General features: G+C 73.1%; 13 protein-coding genes. 10 read left to right on the forward strand and 3 right to left on the reverse strand.

Going from position 1 to position 20517, the window contains the following annotated elements; genetic code table 11:
• The first annotated feature begins 104 nt into the window (after positions 1–104).
• From OHA34_RS36680 to OHA34_RS36695, 4 genes are read left to right on the forward strand one after another with little or no spacing between them, the layout of a single operon-like run.
• Positions 105–1073 (forward strand): branched-chain amino acid ABC transporter permease, encoded by a 969-nt coding sequence (locus OHA34_RS36680; protein WP_285936707.1) that lies wholly within the window; start codon positions 105–107, stop codon positions 1071–1073.
• Positions 1070–2221, forward strand: coding sequence for a branched-chain amino acid ABC transporter permease (locus OHA34_RS36685; protein ID WP_329520167.1), 1152 nt, complete (start codon positions 1070–1072; stop codon positions 2219–2221). Before OHA34_RS36680 ends, OHA34_RS36685 begins: the two co-directional genes overlap by 4 nt.
• A gap of 47 nt (positions 2222–2268) precedes the next feature.
• On the forward strand, positions 2269–3009 hold the full coding sequence (locus tag OHA34_RS36690; protein WP_285938543.1) for an ABC transporter ATP-binding protein: 741 nt from the start codon (positions 2269–2271) through the stop codon (positions 3007–3009).
• Positions 2999–3805, forward strand: a complete 807-nt coding sequence (locus OHA34_RS36695) for an ABC transporter ATP-binding protein (RefSeq protein WP_329520168.1) — start codon at positions 2999–3001, stop codon at positions 3803–3805. Before OHA34_RS36690 ends, OHA34_RS36695 begins: the two co-directional genes overlap by 11 nt.
• 73 nt (positions 3806–3878) lie before the next feature.
• Here the strand turns inward: OHA34_RS36695 and OHA34_RS36700 are convergent, their stop codons facing one another.
• Both OHA34_RS36700 and OHA34_RS36705 read right to left on the reverse strand, forming a co-directional pair.
• Entirely contained in the window at positions 3879–4421 is a 543-nt protein-coding gene (locus tag OHA34_RS36700; RefSeq protein ID WP_285936704.1) for a DUF4352 domain-containing protein, read from the reverse strand.
• Positions 4422–4668: 247 nt separating this feature from the next.
• Positions 4669–5088, reverse strand: coding sequence for a PaaI family thioesterase (locus tag OHA34_RS36705; RefSeq protein WP_285936703.1), 420 nt, complete (start codon positions 5086–5088; stop codon positions 4669–4671).
• A 44-nt stretch (positions 5089–5132) separates the two neighbouring features.
• Here OHA34_RS36705 and polA point away from each other — a divergent pair, with 44 nt between their 5' ends.
• The 6 genes from polA to coaE all read left to right on the forward strand — a co-directional run bounded on the left by polA (position 5133) and on the right by coaE (position 14468).
• Entirely contained in the window at positions 5133–7829 is a 2697-nt protein-coding gene (gene polA, locus OHA34_RS36710; protein WP_285936702.1) for a DNA polymerase I, read from the forward strand.
• A 411-nt stretch (positions 7830–8240) separates the two neighbouring features.
• A complete protein-coding gene (locus OHA34_RS36715; RefSeq protein WP_285936701.1) occupies positions 8241–9395 on the forward strand; it encodes a polysaccharide deacetylase family protein in 1155 nt (384 codons plus the stop codon).
• Positions 9396–9633: 238 nt separating this feature from the next.
• Positions 9634–11136, forward strand: coding sequence for a 30S ribosomal protein S1 (gene rpsA / locus OHA34_RS36720; RefSeq protein ID WP_285936700.1), 1503 nt, complete (start codon positions 9634–9636; stop codon positions 11134–11136).
• A 168-nt stretch (positions 11137–11304) separates the two neighbouring features.
• Positions 11305–13266 (forward strand): endonuclease/exonuclease/phosphatase family protein, encoded by a 1962-nt coding sequence (locus OHA34_RS36725; RefSeq protein ID WP_285936699.1) that lies wholly within the window; start codon positions 11305–11307, stop codon positions 13264–13266.
• A gap of 145 nt (positions 13267–13411) precedes the next feature.
• A complete protein-coding gene (locus OHA34_RS36730) occupies positions 13412–13852 on the forward strand; it encodes a GNAT family N-acetyltransferase (protein ID WP_329522483.1) in 441 nt (146 codons plus the stop codon).
• A gap of 13 nt (positions 13853–13865) precedes the next feature.
• A complete protein-coding gene (gene coaE / locus OHA34_RS36735; RefSeq protein ID WP_285936697.1) occupies positions 13866–14468 on the forward strand; it encodes a dephospho-CoA kinase in 603 nt (200 codons plus the stop codon).
• Positions 14469–14540: 72 nt separating this feature from the next.
• Here coaE and OHA34_RS36740 read toward each other — a convergent pair whose 3' ends face one another.
• Positions 14541–20474: a TIR domain-containing protein gene (locus tag OHA34_RS36740; protein WP_329520169.1), complete on the reverse strand. Its 5934-nt coding sequence runs from the start codon at positions 20472–20474 to the stop codon at positions 14541–14543.
• Positions 20475–20517 lie beyond the last annotated feature (43 nt).

Genomic DNA, 20517 nt, shown 5'->3' on the forward strand with positions numbered 1-20517 from the left:
GGTGTATCGGCCGCCCGGTCCGGTGCCCCCCGGTTCCGGGGCCCCTGACGGCGCGGGAGCGGGAGCGCCACGAGCGCTCCCGCTCCTTTTTTCAAAGGCGACCAATGGCGTTCGACGACTTCATTAACCAATTCTGGCCGTCCACCGTCGACGGCTTGGCGCTCGGCGCGATCTACGCGCTGGTCGCGCTGGGCTACACGATGGTCTACGGCGTCCTCCGGCTGATCAACTTCGCGCACGCCGACATCTTCATGGTGGGCACGTTCGCCGCCCTGTGGACGGTGCAGACCCTGGGCGTCAACAGCGCCGGCGGGCTCGGCCTGATCGGCCTTGCGGTCCTCATGTCCGTGGTCGCGGGCCTGGTGTCCGGCGGCGGGGCGATGCTGCTGGAAGTGCTGGCCTACCGGCCGCTGCGCAAGAAGGGCGCGTCCCGGCTGGCGGCGCTGATCTCCGCGATCGGCGCGTCGATCCTGATCCAGCAGCTGTTCGGCACGGTCATCATCCGGTGGGTGTTCGGCACCTCCAAGGAGGGCGGCAAGCTGCCGCTGAACGAGCACTTCGTGGACCGGAGCACGGTGATCGACCTCGGCCCGATCGAGGTCAGCAACGACAAGCTGATCGTGTTCGTCGGCGCGGTGCTGATGATGGTCGCGCTGGACCAGTTCGTGAACCGGACCAAGCTCGGCCGGGGCATCCGCTCGACGGCGCAGGATCCCGAGACCGCGGTGCTGATGGGCGTGAACATCGACCGGGTGGTGTCGGTGACGTTCCTGGTCGGCGGTGTGATGGCGGGGGTGGCGGCGGCGCTGTACTTCCTGCGGTTCGAGCAGGCCTGGTACCTCACCGGGTTCCTGCTCGGCATCAAGGCGTTCACGGCGGCGGTGCTCGGCGGTATCGGCAACCTCCGCGGAGCGCTGGTCGGCGGGTTCTCGCTCGGCCTGTTCGAGATGTACGGGGCGAGCCTCTTCGGCTCACAGTGGCGGGACGTGGTCGCGTTCTCCGTGCTGATCCTGGTCCTGATGTTCCGTCCCACCGGCATCCTCGGTGAGTCTCTCCAGCGGGCGCGCGCATGAACCTGACGAAGAAGGACGACGGCGGCGCCCGGTCCGCCCGATGGTCGTTCGACGAGATCCGGGACCGGTGGGCGTCGGCGTCCGGCATTGTGCGCTGGCCGGTGTACCTGCTGCTGGTGGTGGGCGCGCTGTTCCTGCCGAGCGAGGCGATCGGCTCGTTCATGGCGCCGGGCGGCAGCGACTGGCCGACGATGCTCAGCGACCAGATCGCGATCTATGTGCTGCTGGCGCTCGGCCTGAACGTGGTGGTCGGCATGGCCGGCCTGCTGGACCTCGGGTATGTGGCGTTCTACGCGGTGGGCGGCTACACGATCGCCTCGTTCTCCACCAAGTACGGGTGGAGCTTCTGGGAGACGCTGGTCCTGGCGATCCTGTTCTCGGCGCTCGCCGGTGTGATCCTCGGGGCGCCGACGCTGCGGCTCCGGGGCGACTACCTGGCGATCGTGACGCTCGGGTTCGGTGAGATCGTCAAGCGGACGGCCGCCAACAGCTCCTACGTCAACGGGCCGCGGGGCATCCAGGACATCCCGCACCCGCCGACGCTGTCGGAGTTCGAGATCCTGGGCGTCCAGCCGCTGAAGTACGGGCTGCTGGACTCGCGGCCGTACTACTACCTGCTGCTGCTGTTCATCATCGTGACGATCGTGTTCGTCAAGCGGATGGAGGGGAGCCGGGTAGGACGGGCGTGGGCCTCGATCCGCGAGGACGAGGACGCGGCGGAGCTGATGGGCGTCCCGACGTTCAAGTTCAAGCTGGCGGCGTTCGCGATCGGCGCGGCGATCGGCGGCAGCGGCGGCGTGGTGTTCGCCGCGAAGCAGAGCTCGATCAATCCGAACAACTTCGAGTTCCTGGTGTCGGCGCTGATCCTGGCCGCGGTGGTGCTCGGCGGCTCGGGCAACATCCCGGGGGTGATCCTCGGGGCGTTCGTGGTGGCATGGCTGCCGGAGCGGTTCCGGGAGCTCAAGGACTACCGGATGCTGATCTTCGGGTTCGTGCTGGTGCTGATGATGGTCTTCCGTCCCGAGGGGCTGTGGCCGTCGCGCCGGCGCAAGGCCGAGCTGGCCGAGGGGACCGGCGGGATGGGCAGTATGGGCGCCGAGGTGGCCGGTCCGGAGTCCGCCGGGACGAGCGCGGAGGTGGGCAAGTGAGCGAGGCGAAGAGTCCGCCGCCGGTGCTGGAGCTGCGCGATGTGGTGATGCGCTTCGGCGGCGTGGTGGCGCTCAACAAGGTCGACGTCCGGATCGGGCGGGGCGAGATCTTCGCGCTGATCGGGCCGAACGGCGCCGGCAAGACCACGGTGTTCAACGTGACCACGGGCGTCTACCGTCCGACCACGGGCGAAGTGGTGTTCGACGGCAGGCGGATCGATGGCATGAAGCGCTATGCCGTCACGAAGCTGGGGGTGGCGCGCACGTTCCAGAACGTGCGGCTGTTCCACAACATGACCGCGCTGGAGAACGTGATGGTGGGCGCCGACGCGCACCATCGGACCGGGTTCGTGGGGGCGTCGCTGGGGATGCCGTGGCATCGCCGGGAGGAGCGCCAGGGCCGCGAGCGGGCGCGGGAGCTGCTGGAGCTGGTCGGCATCCCGCATCGGGGCGGCGAGGCGGCGAAGAACCTGCCGTACGGCGACCAGCGGCGGCTGGAGATCGCGCGTGCGCTGGCGACGGAGCCGAAGCTGCTGCTGCTGGACGAGCCCGCGGCGGGGATGAACCCGGCCGAGAAGGTGGCGTTGCAGGGGCTGATCCGCACGATCCGCGACACGGGCGTCACCGTGCTGCTGATCGAGCACGACATGAGCCTGGTGATGGGGATCAGCGACCGGGTCGCGGTGCTCGACTTCGGGCAGAAGATCGCGGACGGGCTGCCGGCCGAGGTGCAGAACGACCCGCGTGTGATCGAGGCGTACCTGGGGGCTCCGGCCGATGCTTCTTGAGATCCGGGACATTCACGTCCACTACGGAAAGATCGCGGCGCTCAAGGGCATCACCGCGGCCGTCGACGAGGGTGAGATCGTCACGCTGATCGGCGCCAACGGCGCGGGGAAGACCACGACGCTGAAGACGGTGTCGGGGCTGCGTCCGCTGTCGGCGGGCTCGGTCGTGTTCGACGGCGAGGACATCAGCCGGATGCCGGGGCACCGGCGGGTGGTCGCGGGCATCGGGCAGGCGCCGGAGGGCCGGGGCATCTTCCCCGGCATGACGGTGGAGGAGAACCTCCTCATGGGCGCCTACGCCCGCAAGGACAGTCCCGCGAAGGAGCTGGCGGAGGCGTACGAGCTGTTCCCGCGGCTGGCCGAGCGCAAGGGCCAGGCGGGCGGGACGATGTCGGGCGGCGAGCAGCAGATGCTCGCGATCGGGCGGGCGCTGGTGGCCAAGCCGAAGGTGCTGCTGCTGGACGAGCCGTCGATGGGGCTCGCGCCGATGCTGGTGCAGCAGATCTTCACCATCATCCAGGAGATCAACCGGCGCGGGGTGACGGTGCTGCTGGTGGAGCAGAACGCCCAGCAGGCGTTGCAGATCGCGCATCGGGCGTACGTGCTCGAGACGGGCCGGGTCGTGAAGTCCGCCCCGGCGTCGGAGCTGCTGGACGACCCGGAGGTGCGCGCGGCGTATCTGGGCGGGGGATCGGACGTCCGGGAGGACACGCCGTCGCCTGAGGGCGCTCCGCCGTTTGAGGAGGGCGCTCCGGACCTTCAGAAGAAGGACGGTCCGCCGGAGGCCGCCGGGTAGGCGGGCCTCCGGGGCCTTGGCTGCGCCGGTCCCGAAGCCGCCCTCACTGCGGTCTTCGGGGCCGGCGCGACGTTCAGGGGAGCGTGATCTCGGCGGCCGGCGGGTCGGAGACGGCGCCGACGGTGGGGGAGCCGTAGAGCCGCACGCCGCGGGTCTTGACGCCGCGGGGGACGTCGAACCAGAGGTCGAACTCGGCCCGCATCGCGGCGCCGACCGACAGCCGCTCGGGTTGCCGCTTGACCATGGTGGCGTTCACGTCGGGGGTGACGGTCTTGCCGTCGCCGGTCAGCAGCCGCTGCTTCCAGGTGTCGAAGACCTGGATGTCGCGCCCCTCGTTGACGGCCAGGACGCGCACGCGCGTGAAGGCGCCCTTGGACTCCATCGCGGTGTGGGTGCCCATGACCTCGGTCATGCCCTCGCGGAAGCCGATGACGGTGAAGCGCATGTCGGCACTGCGGCCGGTCTTGCCCCGTAGGGCGGTCTCGCTCTCGCGGACCTTCTCGGACGGCAGGACGTAGCCGGAGGAGCCGGGGCCCGAGTCGGAGTGGGACTCGGAGCAGCCCGGCAGCGCGGTCAGCAGGAGCGCGGCGCCGGTGACGGCGGCACGTAGACGCATGGGCCGAACGTACGTGGGCGTCGCGCGCGGGGTGAACGGGGTGATCGGTTTCGCAATCCAACCGCAACCGTCGACGGCGCGTGACCGGTGCCGTGCGCGGTGCCGGGCCCGGGGCGGAGCATTGGCCCGGGACCACCTTTGGGGCCGTGCGGACCCTCTCGGGTCCGTACGTTGTCTACTCGGTGGTCCCGGGCCGCTGGCGCCCACGCTACCCACCCCGTGCCGTCGCCCGCAAAGAGAAAGTGGATCAGGCGGGGGGCTGGTCGCGGAGCATGCAGGTCAGGCGGGCGGTGCAGACCCGCCGGTCGGCCTCGTCGGTGATCACGATGTCGTAGCTGGCGAGGGTGCGGCCGCCGTGCGCGCGGGTGGCGACGCCGGTGACCCAGCCCTCGGTGGCCGACCGGTGGTGGGTGGCGTTGATCTCGATGCCGACCGCGATGCGGCCGGGGCCGGCGTGCAGCGCGGAGCCGACCGAGCCGAGCGATTCGGCCAGGACGCACGAGGCGCCGCCGTGGAGGAGCCCGTACGGCTGGGTGTTGCCCTTGACCGGCATGCGGCCGACCACCCGTTCCGGCGCCGCCTCCAGGTATTCGATCCCCATCGCCTTCGCGAGATCACCGTGGACGTCGCCGAAGCGGCCGGCGTGATCCGGCTGCTCCTGTGTCATTGAGCCTCCCTCGAACTGTCGTACGCGCAGACTAGAGTCCTCGTGTGGTGACCAAAGCAGCGACCCCTGACCAGCAAGACCGGCTTCTCCTGCTCGACGGGCATTCCCTGGCCTACCGGGCGTTCTTCGCGCTGCCGGTGGAGAACTTCTCGACGAGCGACGGGCAGCCCACCAACGCGGTGTACGGCTTCACCTCGATGCTCATCAACGTGCTGCGCGACGAGCGCCCGACGCACATCGCGGTGGCGTTCGACCGGTCCGAGCCGACGTTCCGGCACGAGCAGTACGTGGAGTACAAGGCGGGCCGGGCCAAGACCCCCGACGAGTTCCGCAGCCAGGTCAGCCTGATCTTCGAGGTGCTGGACGCGCTGCGCATCCCGCGGCTGTCGGTCGCCGGGTTCGAGGCCGACGACATCATCGCCACGCTGTCGGTCCAGGCCACCGCCGCCGGTCTCGACACGCTGATCGTCACCGGTGACCGCGACGCGTTCCAGCTGGTCGACGAGCACGTCACCATCCTCTATCCGATCCGCGGGGTGTCCGAGCTGGCCCGGATGGACCCGGCCGCGGTCGAGGCCAAGTACGGCGTGCCGCCCGCGCGGTACCGCGAGCTGGCCGCGCTGGTGGGCGAGTCCAGCGACAACCTGCCGGGGGTGCCCGGCGTGGGGCCGAAGACGGCGGCGAAGTGGCTGGCCAAGTACGACGGTCTCGACCGGCTCGTCGAGCGGGTCGACGAGATCAAGGGCAAGGCGGGCGAGAACCTGCGCGAGCACCTCGGCGCGGTGCTGCGCAACCAGCAGCTCAACAAGCTCGACTGCGAGGTCGGCCTCGAGCTGGCGCCGCCGCAGCTCGTCATGGGGCAGTGGGAGCGGGAGGAGGTCCACACCCTGTTCGACTCGCTCCAGTTCAAGGTGCTGCGCGAGCGGCTGTACGCCTCGCTGCCGACCGCCGAGCCCGAGGCCGACGAGGGTTTCGACGTCGAGTTCGACACCCTGGAGCCGGGCGCGCTGGGCGGCTGGCTGGAGGCCAACGGCACCGCCGCGTCCAGGATCGGCGTCGCGGTGACCGGCGCCTGGGGGCGCGGCACCGGCGAGATCACCGCGCTGGCGCTGGCGTCCCGGCAGGGCCCGGCGGTCACGCTCGACCCGTCCGCGCTGAACGAGGCCGACGAGCGGGCCCTGGCGGCGTGGCTGGCCGATCCCGGGCGGCCCAAGGCGCTGCACGAGGCCAAGGGGCCGATGCTGGCGCTGGCGGCCCGCGGGCTCGAGCTCGACGGCCTCACCAGCGACACCGCGCTGGCCGCCTATCTGGCGCTGCCCGGCCAGCGCACCTTCGACCTGGCCGACCTGGTACTGCGCTACCTGCACCGCGAGCTGCGCAACGAGACCGAGGACACTGGCCAGCTCACCCTCGACGGCTCCGGCGAGGAGGAGGCCGCGCAGGACCTGGCGGTCCGGGCCCGCGCCGTCGCCGAGCTCGCCGACGTGCTCGACGCCGACCTGGAGCAGCGCGGCGCGACCGCGCTGCTGCACGAGGTCGAGCTGCCGCTGGTGCGCGTGCTGGCCGGGATGGAGCGGGCCGGCATCGCCGTCGACGCCGACCACCTCGCGGGGCTGTCGGCCTCGCTCGGCGGCCAGGTCAAGGAGATGGAGCAGGCCGCGCACGACGCCGTCGGGCACGAGTTCAACCTCGGCTCGCCCAAGCAGGTGCAGGGGGTGCTGTTCGACGAGCTCGGGCTGCCCAAGACCAAGCGCACCAAGACCGGCTACACCACCGACTCCGAGGCGCTGACCAACCTGCTGGCCAAGGACGGGCACCCGGTGCTCGAGCACATCCTGCGCTGGCGCGAGGTGGCCAAGCTCAAGAGCATCGTCGACTCGCTGATCCCGATGGCCGACGACGCCGGGCGCATCCACACCACCTTCAACCAGATGGTCGCCGCGACCGGCCGGTTGTCGTCGACCGACCCGAACCTCCAGAACATCCCGATCCGCACCGCCGAGGGTCGGCAGATCCGCGAGGCGTTCGTCGTCGGCGACGGCTTCGAGTCGCTGCTCACCGCCGACTACAGCCAGATCGAGCTGCGCATCATGGCGCACCTGTCCGAGGACGAGGCGCTGCTGGAGGCGTTCGGGTCCGGCGCCGACTTCCACACCATCACCGCGTCCCGGGTGTTCGGCCTGCCGCCCGAGCAGATCGACTCGGAGCTGCGGGCCCGGATCAAGGCGATGAACTACGGGCTGGCGTACGGGCTGTCGGCGTACGGGCTGTCCCAGCAGCTGCGGATCTCGCCGGACGAGGCGCGCGGCCTCATGGAGGAGTACTTCCAGCAGTTCGGCGGCGTCCGCGACTACCTCCAGGACGTGGTCGTCAGGGCCCGGCAGGACGGCTACACCGAGACCATCCTCGGCCGCCGCCGCTACCTGCCCGACCTCAACTCCGACAACCGGCAGCGCCGCGAGATGGCCGAGCGGATGGCGCTCAACGCTCCCATCCAGGGGTCGGCCGCCGACATCGTCAAGGTCGCGGGCCTGAACGTCGACCGGGCGCTGCGGGAGGCCGGCCTGAAGTCGCGGATGCTGCTCCAGGTCCACGACGAGCTGGTCTTCGAGGTCGCGGCGGGCGAGCTGGAGGAGCTCCAGGCGCTCGTCCGCGACCAGATGGCGGGCGCCTACGCGCTCCGCGCGCCGCTGGGCGTCTCCATGGGCACCGGCCGCACCTGGCAGGACGCCGCCCACTAGCGCGACGGCCCGGTCGGCGAGCCTCGTGCGCGCATCCGGCTCCGTCCGGCCCAGGCGGCCGGGACGGAGCCGGTCGAGCCGGGGAGCCGGTCGGGCCGGGGAGACGGGCAGGACGGGGGAGCCGGGCAGGACCGGCGGGCCGGGAGGCGGGCAGGGCGGCGCCGATAGGGCCGCGGAGGCTCTGCGACGCGCGGAACGACAGCGGGGGAGCGTTCGCTCCCCGAAGCCGCGCACACGCCCTCTCAGGGCGCGAGAGCCGTGAATCGGCGGCCCGCGCCCTTTTGGCGCTCCCGGGGACCGGGCCGGGCGGTTCCGGAGATCAGGCATCCATCACGGTCTCGGACATGTGCCCTCAAGTCGGTGCGTCGTACGCTGTCCCTGCCGTTTCGCTTGAAGATCGACGGGAGGATCGTGCCACTCCTGCACAAGATCGCCGGGATCGTCGTGGTGTGCGCCGTGATCATCGGCCTGACCCTGCCCGGCACCCGCCGCGGGCGGGACGCGGGCGCGTCGGCGGCGCGTTCCGGGGCCACCTCGCCCAGCACGCCGGCCCCGAGCGCGACGAGAGCGCCCGCGCCCGCGATGTCCACGGCGTCCGCGCCGCCCTCCTCCAGCGCCCCGCCGCAGCCCTCGCCCTCCGCCTCGGCGGAGGCGTCCGCGCCGATCCCGCCCGCCGCGCCCGGGGCGGTGGCGGTCAAGGCCGACGAGCTCGGCGAGGTCCCGGTCCTCATGTACCACCGGATCATGAAGAAGCCCGAGCTGTCGCTGGACCGCTCGACCAAGGAGCTGCGCGACGAGCTGACCCGGCTGGCCGAGGAGGGCTACGTGCCCGTCACCGCGGCCGAGTTCGTCGCCGGGCGGTTCGACGCGGTCCCGGCCGGGCGGCACCCGGTGGTCCTGACGTTCGACGACAGCACCCCGGGGCAGTTCGGGCTGGACGCGCAGGGCGGGCCCGCGCCGGACACCGCCGTGGCGATCATCCAGGACGTGGCCCGGCGGTACCCGGGGTTCCGGCCGGTGGCGACGTTCTACCTGAACGAGGACCTGTTCCTGCTCGGCGACCGGGCCGCCGCCGGGCTGGCGTGGCTCACGCGGCACGGGTACGAGATCGGTAACCACACGGTCACCCATCCGGACCTGTCGACGATGTCCAGGAAGCGGGTCCAGGACGAGATCGGCGGGATCGAGGACAAGATCGTCTCGCTGACCGGGGCGCACGCCACCACGTTCGCCTATCCGTTCGGCGCCATCCCGCACAAGCGGGCGTGGGCGCAGCGCCAGGACGGCCGGTACGACTTCCAGGGCGTCCTCCTGGCCGGCTGGAAGCCGTCGGAGTCGCCGTTCGACAAGGACTTCGACCGGTTCGCGATCACCCGGGTGCGGTCCGAGGGGAAGATCAAGGAGAACGACTGCCGGACGTTCTGCTCGACCGCCTGGCTGGACGAGCTCGACGCGCATCCGGAGCGGCGCTACACCTCCGACGGCGACCCGCGCGCCGTGACCTTCCCCAAGAGCCGGGAACGGCGGCTGGGCAAGGGCTACCGGGCTCAGGCGCGGTCCTATTGACCGGTCCCGGCGTGGCCCGGATTGACCAGGGGCTCCTGGTCCCATATCCTGATCGCTGCGTTGTGGGTCTGCGTGTGCTTCGGACGGAGCAGGCTCGCGCTCGGTCAGGTCGTCGACATGGTTCGGTTCATTATGACGCGGCGGTTTCGTGTCCCCTTCCGGTCCTCGACAGGGCGGACCCGGCCCTCCGCGCATTGACCAGACACCTTCTATGTCCGTATCCGGAGCCAGCCGACACATGACGAGTAGCACCGAGGCCACCTCGACCACCCCGCAGGTAGCGGTCAACGACATCGGTTCAGAGGAAGCATTCCTCGCCGCGATCGACGAGACCATCAAGTACTTCAACGACGGCGACATCGTCGAAGGCACCGTTGTCAAGGTCGATCGAGACGAGGTCCTCCTCGACATCGGCTACAAGACGGAAGGTGTCATCCCCTCCCGTGAGCTCTCCATCAAGCACGATGTCGACCCCAACGAGGTCGTCACCGTCGGAGACCACGTCGAGGCCCTTGTCCTCCAGAAGGAGGACAAGGAGGGCCGGCTGATCCTGTCCAAGAAGCGCGCGCAGTACGAGCGCGCCTGGGGCACGATCGAGAAGATCAAGGACGAGGACGGGATCGTCACCGGCACCGTCATCGAGGTCGTCAAGGGCGGCCTCATCCTCGACATCGGCCTGCGCGGCTTCCTGCCCGCGTCGCTGGTCGAGATGCGACGGGTCCGGGATCTCCAGCCGTACGTCGGCCGCGAACTCGAAGCCAAGATCATCGAGCTCGACAAGAACCGCAACAACGTGGTGCTCTCCCGCCGCGCGTGGCTGGAGCAGACCCAGAGCGAGGTCCGCCAGACCTTCCTCAACACGCTCCAGAAGGGCCAGGTCCGCAAGGGCGTCGTGTCCTCGATCGTCAACTTCGGTGCGTTCGTGGACCTCGGCGGCGTCGACGGCCTGGTGCACGTCTCCGAGCTGTCCTGGAAGCACATCGACCACCCGTCCGAGGTGGTCGAGGTCGGCCAGGAGGTCACGGTCGAGGTCCTGGACGTCGACATGGAGCGCGAGCGCGTCTCCCTGTCGCTCAAGGCGACCCAGGAAGACCCGTGGCAGCAGTTCGCCCGCACCCACCAGATCGGCCAGGTCGTGCCCGGCCGCGTCACCAAGCTGGTGCCGTTCGGCGCGTTCGTCCGGGTCGAGGAGGGCATCGAGGGCCTGGTGCACATCTCCGAGCTGGCCGAGCGCCACGTGGAGATCCCCGAGCAGGTCGTCCAGGTCGGCGATGAGATCTTCGTGAAGATCATCGACATCGACCTCGACCGGCGCCGGATCAGCCTGTCGCTCAAGCAGGCCAACGAGTCCGCCGCGGGCGTCGAGGAAGAGGACTTCGACCCGACGCTGTACGGCATGCCGGCCGAGTACGACGACCAGGGGAACTACAAGTACCCCGAGGGCTTCGACTCCGACACCGGCGAGTGGCTCGAGGGCTTCGACGAGCAGCGGGAGACCTGGGAGCGGCAGTACGCCGAGGCGCGTACCCGCTTCGACGCGCACCGCAAGCAGATCGAAGAGGCCCGCAAGGCCGAGGCGGAGGCCGAGTCGGCTCCCGCCGCCAGCACCGGTGGCGGTGGCGGCGGTGGCGGCGGCGAGACCTCCTACTCCGGCGGCGGGGAGAGCGAGACCACCGGTGGCGCCCTGGCCACCGACGAGGCCCTCGCCGCGCTGCGGGAGAAGCTCTCCGGCGGTCAGTGATCTCCCACTGACCACACGCGCGCGCCGTCCGCGCGGGGACTCGGCGAAGTTCCCCGCGCGCGGCGGCCGGTGACTCTATGATCACGGCCGGAGGCCGATCCCCTGGATCGTCCTCCGGCCGTGATCTGTTTTTCGTCCTCAGCTCGTCCCCCTGGAGCATTCGTTCAATTGGCCAGCACAGACGCCACGACAGACGCGGGCACCAGGACCGGCGGCTCCGCGCCGGCCGGTGCCTCCATCGTCCCGCAGGGTCCCGCGCGGCTCGCGCTGATCGCGATCACGGTGGCGGTGCTCGCGCAGACCCTGCGCTTCTCCCTCTCCCAGCTCGACCACCTGGCCGGTGACGCCGGGATCGGCGCCGCCGGCGCGGCCGTGCTGGTCATCTACCTCGCCGGGTTCGCCGCCCCGCTGATCCGCCGCACGGCCGGGCCGCGCGGCCTGCTGCTGATCGGGGTCGGCGGGCTGTTCCTGGTGCGGCTGCTCGCCCAGGCGCTCACCCCGCAGACCTGGCTGGCGCTCGTCGGCACCGCCATCGGGATGATCGCGGTGGCGGGTCTGTACGAGGGCGCCCGCGGCCTGTCGGGGGTGGGCTTCGCCACCGCGACCGTCGCGGGCCTCGCCGCCGACGGCGCGGTGCGGATGGCCTTCGCCACCTGGGACCCGGTCTGGCGGTCCGGGATCGGGCCGTGGGCGGTGTGCCTGGCCTTCGTCGGCCTCGGCGCCGCCGCCCTCTACCGCGAGCTGGTCTCCGGGCCGGTGACCGCGCCGGGCGTCTCCTGGCGGGACGCGTTCGGCGCCGCCGCGTTCGGGCCGTTCCTGGCCCTTCAGGTGCTGGTGCTGTCGAGCCCGGCGTTCGTGGCCTCGTCCGGCTGGCAGTCGCTGACGGCCGCGCACATCATCGTGGTCGTCGGGCAGGGGCTGGCGCTGGCGTTCCTGGCGTCCGGGCTCGCCGTGCGGGCCGTCCCCGGCGGAGTGTGCGTGCTCGGCGGCACCGTGCTCGGCGTGGGCGCCGGTGCGATCGCCGGGACCTATGCGGTCTCCGGCGTCGAGGTCGTCCCGGTGGTGATCGTCGGCCAGGTGCTGTCGGCCTGGCTGCTGGCGGTGGCCTGCCGGGCGCCGCTGCGCCGCGCCGGAGCCGGCGGCCCGGTCTGGCGGGTCGACGTCGCCGCCGCGACCGGCGGGCTGCTGGTCGCGCTGATCCTGATTCCGTACCAGGTCAGCGCGATCGAGCCGCTGCCGCTGCCCAACAACGTGCTGCCCGGCCTGGCCGGGATCCTGCTCGGCGCGCTGGCGGCCATCGCCGCCGCCCGCGGCGGGCCGCTGCCCGCCCGAGCGCCGCTGCGGGCGCTCACCGCCGGCGCCGCCGCGCTGGTGCTGCTGCTCGGCACGCTGGTCTTCACCGTCGCGGCGCCGAGCGGGTCGGCCAAGGCGGGTCCGGCCCCCGGCCACGTGCGGCTGCTCAGCTACAACATCCACGACGCGGTGAACCAGAAGGGCCGGCTCGACCCCGAGGACATCGCCCGGACGATCGAGGGGCAGCGCGCCCAGGTCGTCCTGCTCCAGGAGGCCGGGCGCGGGTCGCTGCTGTCGGGGACGACCGACGTGGCGGTGTGGCTGTCGCGGCGGCTCGGCATGAAGCTGCTGTGGGGCCCGGCCGCCGACGGCCAGTTCGGCAACGCGATCCTCACCTCGCTGCCGGTCCGCCGGTCCGGGACGGGCCGGATGCCCAAGGGCGACTGGTCGCAGATCCGCGGCTACGTGTGGGCCCGGCTCGCCGTCGGCTCCACCACGATGGACGTCTGGTCGACCAACCTGGAGGGCGGCTCCGACCACGGCGACGAGCGGAGCCGCGAGGTCGCCGCGCTGCTGCGCGCCTGGGGCGGCGCCCCCCGCACGATCATCGGCGGCGACTTCAACGCCTCCTCGGACAGCCCGGAGATCGGCCGGATGCTCGACTCGGAGATGCGCAGTGCCGCGCTCGGCGGCGACGCGTCCCCGACGAGGGCCGACGGCACCCGCAACGACTGGATCTTCGGGACCGACGACCTGCTGTTCGCCGACTACGAGGTGCCGCGGTCGCAGGCGTCCGACCACTATCCGGTCGCGGTGACGGTCCGGATCGGGCAGTGACGCGCCGGCCGGGCGGTCCCCGGCCGGCGCCACCGCGATGAGCGAGAGGGCGCGAGTGACGACATCCGAGCCGGGAACGGCGGGAGCGGCGGGAGCGGAGCCGGCGGTCGCGGTCGGGCGGGCGGCCCCGGAGGACGCGGGCGAGATCCTCACCGTGCAGCGCGCGGCGTACCTGGCCGAGGCGCAGCTCTACGGGGACCCGTTCATCCCGCCGCTGGTCGAGTCGCACGAGCAGCTCCGCACGGTGCTGACGGGCGACGCGGTCACGCTGAAGGCGGTGCGCGGGAGCCGGCTGGTCGGCGCGATCCGCGCCCAGTTCAGCGAGCGCACCTGCCTGGTCGGGCGGCTGGTCGTCGTGCCCGACATGCAGGGGCGGGGGATCGGCGGGCGGCTGCTGCGCGCGCTCGAGGACGAGGTGGCCGGACGCGCCGACGCGTGCGTGCTGTTCACCGGGCACCTCAGCGAGGGCAACCTGCGGCTGTACCGGCGGCTCGGGTACGCCGAGACGCACCGTGAGCGGGTCGCCGCGCACCTGACGCTGGTGCACATGCGCAAGGCCCTGGTTCCCGCGAGGCCGCCGGTCTGAGTACGGTGGGCCCGTGCTGAAAGTGGGACTCACCGGTGGAATCGGCTCGGGCAAGAGCGAGGTGTCGGCGCGGCTGCGCGAGCGCGGTGCGCTGGTCATCGACGCCGACCAGATCGCGCGGGAGGTGGTCGAGCCCGGCACGCCGGGGCTGGCCGCCGTCGCCGCCGAGTTCGGCGCGGAGGTGCTGCTCCCCGGCGGCGGGCTCGACCGGGAGCGGGTCGGCGCGATCGTGTTCTCCGACCCCGCGCGGCTGGCGGCGCTGAACGCGATCGTCCACCCCCTGGTGGGGGAGCGGATGCAGGAGCTGATGGACGCCGCGTCCGGCGAGGCGATCGTGGTGTACGACGTGCCGCTGCTGGCCGAGAACGGGCTGGCGGAGATGTACGACGTGGTGGTGGTCGTCGACGCCCCGGTGGAGGTCCAGCTCGACCGGCTCACCACTCGGCGCGGGATGACGGAGGAGGCCGCGCGGGCCCGGATCGCCGCGCAGGCCACTCGGGAGGGGCGCCGCGCCGTCGCCGATGTGGTGATCGACAACTCCGGCACGCTGGACGAGCTGAAGGCGCGGATCGACGCGCTGTGGGAGGACCTGGCGGGCCGGGCCGCCGCCGGCTGACCGCGCCGCGATCCTGGGCCGTGCGCCGCGCCGCCGCGCCGCCGCGCCGCCGTGGGGCGCGGCGCCGTGGGGTCAGAGGTCGGCCTCCAGGGGGAGCTGGCGCACTTCGGGGAGGTACGGGTCGAGTTCGCCCGGCTCGAACCGGCACATCCCGATCGAGTACCAGAACTCGGCGGTCGCGGCGCCCTCCCACTTGTAGCGTCCGCCGGGGGTGAGCGCGGCCCAGCCCTCGGCCAGCCCGAGGAGGGTGGCGCGGCGGGCGGGGGCGTCCCGGTCCGCGACGTCCCACAGGATGACCGCGCCGTCGTCGCCGGCGGTGGCCAGCAGCGCCCCGTCCGGGCTGAACGCCGACGACCAGACGCGGCGCGTGTGCCCTTCGAGGGTGTGCAGGTGGCGGCCGGTGCGCGGGTCCCACAGCCGGACGGCCAGGTCGTCGCCGGCGGTGGCCAGGAGGGTGCCGGACGGGTCGAACGCGGTGGTCCACAGGCGCCCGGTGTGCCGGGTCAGGGTGTGCAGGGTCTGGCCGGTCGCGGTGTCCCACAGCCGGGCGGTGCCGTCGTTGCTGGCGCTGGCGAGGACGCCGCCCGCGGGGTCGAACGTCACCGTGTAGACGCGGTCGGTGTGGCCGCTGAGGGTCGCCTCCAGGGCGCCGCTGCGGGCGTTCCAGAGCCGGACCAGGCCGTCGTCGCAGCCGGTCGCGACGCGGTCGCCGCCGGGGCCGAAGTCGATCGAGCGGACCCGGCCGTGGTGGTCGGAGAGGTTGACGATCTCGCGTCCGGTCGTCCAGTACCAGAGCCGGACGCTGTCGTCGTCGTTGGCGGTGGCCAGCACGTCGCCGGTGGGGTCGAACGCCTGCGTCCACACGTGGTCGGTCTCCACGTTCAGCTCGCGCTCGAAGGTGCCGGTGCCGGGCTGCCACAGGTGCACGCCGCCGTCGTTGGTGGCGGTGGCGAGCTGCGCGCCCCTGGGGTTGAACGCGGCGGAGGTGAGGTTGTCGGCGACGCCGCGCAGCTCGCGGACCATCCGCCCGGTGCGGGGCTCCCAGAGCCGCACCAGGCCGTCGTTGCCGGCGGCGGCGAGCAGGCCGCCGTCGGGACTGAAGCAGACGCCGGTGACGCGGCGGCCGTGGCCGCGCAGCACGACCCGGCTCTGGCCGGTCTCGGCGTCCCACACCCGGGCGGTGCCGTCGTTGCTGGTGGTGGCGAGCTGCGCGCCGTCGGGGCGGAACGCGAACGGCCAGACCGCGCCGCGGTGCCCGGCGAGTTCGAGCCGCTGCCGGCCCGTCGCGGGGTCCCACAGCCGGACCGACCCGGCGCTGTCGGCGGTGGCGAGGCGGCCCCCGTCGGGGCTGAAGGTGGCCTGGTAGATGGCGCCGCGGTGGCCCGAGAGCGAGGCTCGGGGACGATCGCCGTCCCAGAGCCGGACCGAGCCGTCGGTGTCGCCGGTGACCAGGAGGTCGCCGTCCGGGTGGAACGCGATGGCGTAGACGCGGCCGGTGTGGCCGAGCAGCTCCTTGCGGATCTCGCCGGTGCCGATGTCCCAGAGCCGGACGACGCCCGCCTCGTCGCCCGCCGCCAGCAGCGTCCCGTCGGGGTGGAACACCGCGCGGAACACCGCGCCGCGGTGCCCGGTGAGGGTGCGGTGCAGCTCGCCGGTGGCCAGGTCCCAGACGCGCAGGACGCCTCCGGCGTCGCCGGTCACCAGCGACGTGCCGGACGGGTCGAAGACGGCGGTGTAGACGGGCGCGGTGTGGCCGGGCAGCTCGTGCCGCAGGGCGCCGGTCGCCGCGTCCCACACGCGGACCGTCCCGTCGGACGCGCCCGCGGCGATGAGCGTGCCGTGCCCGCCGGGGCCCCGGTCGCGCGCGCCCGGGCTGACGACGAGGGGCCAGACCCCGTCGGGGTGGACGGGGAGGGTGTGCGCGCAGCGTCCGGTGGCGAGGTCCCAGATGCGGACGGCGCCGTCGGCCGAGCCGGTGGCCAGGAGGGTGCCGGTGGCGTCGAAGACGACCGCGTAGGTGCGGTCGCGGTGGCCCTGGAGGGTGCGCAGCGGCACCCCGGTCACGGCGTCGCAGACCAGGACGCCGCCGTCCTCGCTGCCGACCGCCAGGACCGACCCGCCGGGGCTGTAGGCGAGCGGCTGGGGGAGCCGGCTGGTCTGAAAGTGGAACCCGTACGGGACGCCCACGGCGGCGGGGGCGACCTGGATGTCGACGGGCCGTCCGGGCGCGATGGCGGCCTCGCGCAGCTCGGGCGCCGCGGCGATGCGGTCGGGGAGGAGCGCGTCGATGAGCGCGGCCCGCGTCCAGCGGCTGCCCTCCACGGCGACGTCGCGCAGGTCGGCGCGGGCCAGGCGGGCGCGGGACAGGTCGGCGCCGCGCAGGTCGGCGCCGTTGAGGCGGGCCTCGTCGAGGCGCGCGCCGGCCAGGGACGCGTCGCGGAGCACGGCGCGGGACAGGTTGGCCCCGACGAGCTGGGCGTCGGTCAGGTCGGCGCCGGTGAGGTCGACCTCCTGGAGGTCGCGGTAGGACAGGTCCTCGCCCGCGAGCTTGGCGCCGCGCAGGTCGGTGCGGGCGGGGGTGCGCAGCCGGGTGGTGACGCGGATGGCGTTGGCGCGGGCGACGTCGTCGGCCTCGGGGCCGGCGAGGACCGCCGCGGCCCACTCCTGGAGCGCGCGGGTGTCGGCGAGGTCGCACAGGAAGTCGACGGTGAGCTGGGACAGGGCGCGGCGGGCCAGCGCGGCGGGCGCGGTGGCGCCGTTCGCGAACTCGGCGGCGACGTGCCGGGCGACCAGCCACTCCACCACCGACCCGTGGATGAACCCGAACAGGCCCTCGGCGGTGCGCACCAGCAGGCTGCCGGCGCCGACCGCGTGCGTCACCTGGTGCGGCGACAGCCGTCCGTCGGCGAGGCCGGTGAGGGTGTCGGCGACGTCGGCGAGCTCGGCGAGCCGCAGGAACTGCTCGTTGCTCTCCCACAGCCGCAGCGCGAGCGTGCCGACCGCCTGCCACAAGTCGTCGGCGGTCAGCCCGGAGGGACCGCCGGCGTGCCGGACGCGGCCCGCCTCGTGCGCCAGCCAGGACGAGAGGATCTCGCGGTAGAGGTCGGCGGGGCTGACCGTCGTGCGGGCCTGCGCGACGGCGCGGAGCCGCTCCTCGGGCAGGTCGGCGATGAAGCTCAGCATCCGCGGGTTGGCGGTCAGCCCGAGCAGCTCCTGGATGCCCGCCAGGGTGTGCAGCCGCGCGTCGGCGGCGTCCTCGTCGCCGTACCGGTTGACCAGGTACGAGCGGACCTGGCCGGGGGTGAACTCCTCCAGCCCGAGGACCCGGCGGTGCGGCAGCACGCCGACCCGCTCGCCGAGCGCGGTGAGCACCTGCGCCTGCGACTTGAAGTGCTGGGTCCGGCCGGCCACGACGATCTTGGCCTTGTCCTGCGCGGCGCGCAGCAGCGTGTCGAGGTGGTCGGTGGCCTGGTCGTAGGTGACCCGGGTGACCAGCTCGTCGAACCCGTCGAACAGCAGCACGATGCGGCCCTGCCGCAGCATGTAGTGGAACGCCTTGAGGTCGATCAGCTCCTCGCCGTGGTTGGCCAGGTGCGCGGCGACCAGCCCGTCGACCGAGTGCGCCTTGTCGAGGGCGCGCAGCTCGATCAGGATCGGGATGATGTGCGGCAGCTCGGCGGGGATGCGGCGGGCCAGCTCGCGCAGCGCGAACGTCTTGCCGCGCCCGAAGTCGCCGAGCAGCAGCAGGAACCGGCCGTGGTCGGCGGCCAGCATCCGGAGCATCTCGCCGACGGCGTCGTCCCGGACGTCGGCGTCCTGGCCCGCGCGGTCGAGCTCGCGGTAGCGCTGCCGGACGTACAGCGCCGGCGGGTACAGGCCGCCCGCGGCGAGCCGCCCGGTCTGCGCGGTCACGTACTCCGACAGGTCGAGCAGCCCCTGGAACTCGGTGAGGCTGCGCACCCGGATGCCGCGGCGCAGCGCGTCCTCGCGCAGCGACCGGGCCGGCGCCGGGCCGAGGTAGACCAGCTCGGAGCCGTGGTCGGCGCCGTCGGCGTGGACGTGCCGGACGAACGCGTCGACGTCGGGCTCGGTCACCCGCCCGACGTGCGCGCCGATCCGGTACTGCCGGACGAACCCGTCCTCCAGGTGGGTGAGGAGCAGGTGCGGAGGGTCGGTCCGGCCGCCGGCGAGCGGGGCCGGGACGATGCGGCGGATGTTCGCGCGCTCGAACCGGGTCTCGCACGCCTCGGTGAGCCGGTCGAGGAGCTGCCCGGTCGCGTCGGTCATCGGGTCGGCCGGGTCGGGGCCGCCGGGGGCGTCTCCGGGGCCGCCCGCGCCGGGGCCGATCTCGGGCGCCCGGCCGGGCGGGCCGGCCGGGGACCGGACGGGCGGCGGGAACGTCCCGGTGACCCGGGCCCAGTCGCGGCCGAGGTGCTCGGGGCCGCGGCGGGTCGCCTCCTCGGGGATCCAGCGGTCCAGGCCGTCGCGGCGCACCACCACGACCTGGTGGCGGCCCGGCCCGAGCGCGGGCACCGACGGCGCGCCGGACGGCAGCAGCGGCACCGCGCCGAGCTCCGACCCGGTGCCCTGGAGGAACACGTTGACGTGCCCGCCGAGCAGCGTGTCGACGGTGTCGGGGTCGCGCAGCGCGCCGGGCTCCCCGGCGACCGGGGTGTGCTCCACGGCGGCGAGCCGGAGCCAGCCCTCGCCCTCGTAGTGCCGGAGCCGCTCGGTGAACCACGCGGCCTGCGCCTGGCCGACCCGCCCGTACCGGTCCTCCTCGCGGTGGCTCTGCGGCAGCGTGGAGTTGAGCCCGGCGACGACGACCTTCAGGTCGTTGACGGGGAACAGCGTCCACGGCTGCGCGCTGTCGAAGATCAGCGCGTCCAGGCCCTGGTACAGCTCCTTGAACAGCCCCGCGTAGTGCCGCCACTTCGGCCAGTAGGGCGGCTGCGGGTCGATGTCGTCGGCCTCGCAGCTGGAGAAGTACGCCTGGCACGCCGCCCGGGTCACGTCGTGGGTGCCCGGCACGATCACCACCCGCTGCGCCTCCAGCCCGAGCAGCGCGCGCAGGCTGGTGAGGAACGACAGGGCCTCGGCGAACTCCTTGCGGCTGCCCGAGTGGGTGAGGTTGCCGGTGACCACCAGCAGGTCGGGCCGCGGCACGCCCGAATCGGCCAGCCGCGTCACGTCGCTCCAGATGCGGTCCTGGAGCTCGGACGCGGTGGTCGGCTCGCCCGGCTCGGCGAGCGTGCGGCCGAACCGGGGCCCCGAGATGTGCAGCACGCTCACGTGCTCGCGGGGCTCGCGCCGCTCGGCGTCGTCCGCGGGGAACGCGGGCGCCGCCACCGGCGCGCGCCGGACGGGCCGTTCGCCGGTGGCCTCGGGAAGCCGCGTCCCCCGCCCCGGACCTCCGCCCGCGCCGTGCCCGCCCGGCCCCTGACCGCCGCCGGGACGGGTGCTGCCTTCGACGCGTCCGACCAGCGGGGCCGGGCCGGACCCGCCGGGCGGCACGGGACCGGGACCGCCGCCGGGGAACCCCGGGCCGTCCAGCGGGCGGGCGTGCCCGGCCAGGGCCTCCTGGACGCGGCGCATCAGCAGCGTCCGCGCGTCGCCCGGATCGTCGATCCCGACCAGGTCGACGTAGGTGATGGTGGACAGCAGCCCGTCGATCGGGCAGTCCTCGATCCGCACCGTGACCAGCTTGCGGGCCGGGTCGTCGGGGTCGGCGCGCAGCGCCGCCATCCACTCCATCCGGCCGTACCGCGAGCGCAGGTAGTTGCTCGACAGCACCGCCACCACGACCTTGGCCTCGGACAGCCCGCGGTCCATGAAGTCGATGAAGTTGGTGCCCGGGACGAAGTCCCACGCCTGCATCATCGTGCGATGCCCGGCGGCCTCCAGCTGCCACGCGATCCACGACGCCCAGCGCTCGTCGGCGGGGGAGTAGCTGATGAACAGATCGGTCGGGCGTTCCTGCCCGGACTGGCCGCCGGAGGGTGTCATGCGGTCAGTATCGCGCGCCCGCGCGGCCTCGCGTAGCCCGTGC

This window comes from Spirillospora sp. NBC_01491 (assembly GCF_036227065.1).
Classification (GTDB): domain Bacteria; phylum Actinomycetota; class Actinomycetes; order Streptosporangiales; family Streptosporangiaceae; genus Spirillospora; species Spirillospora xylanilytica.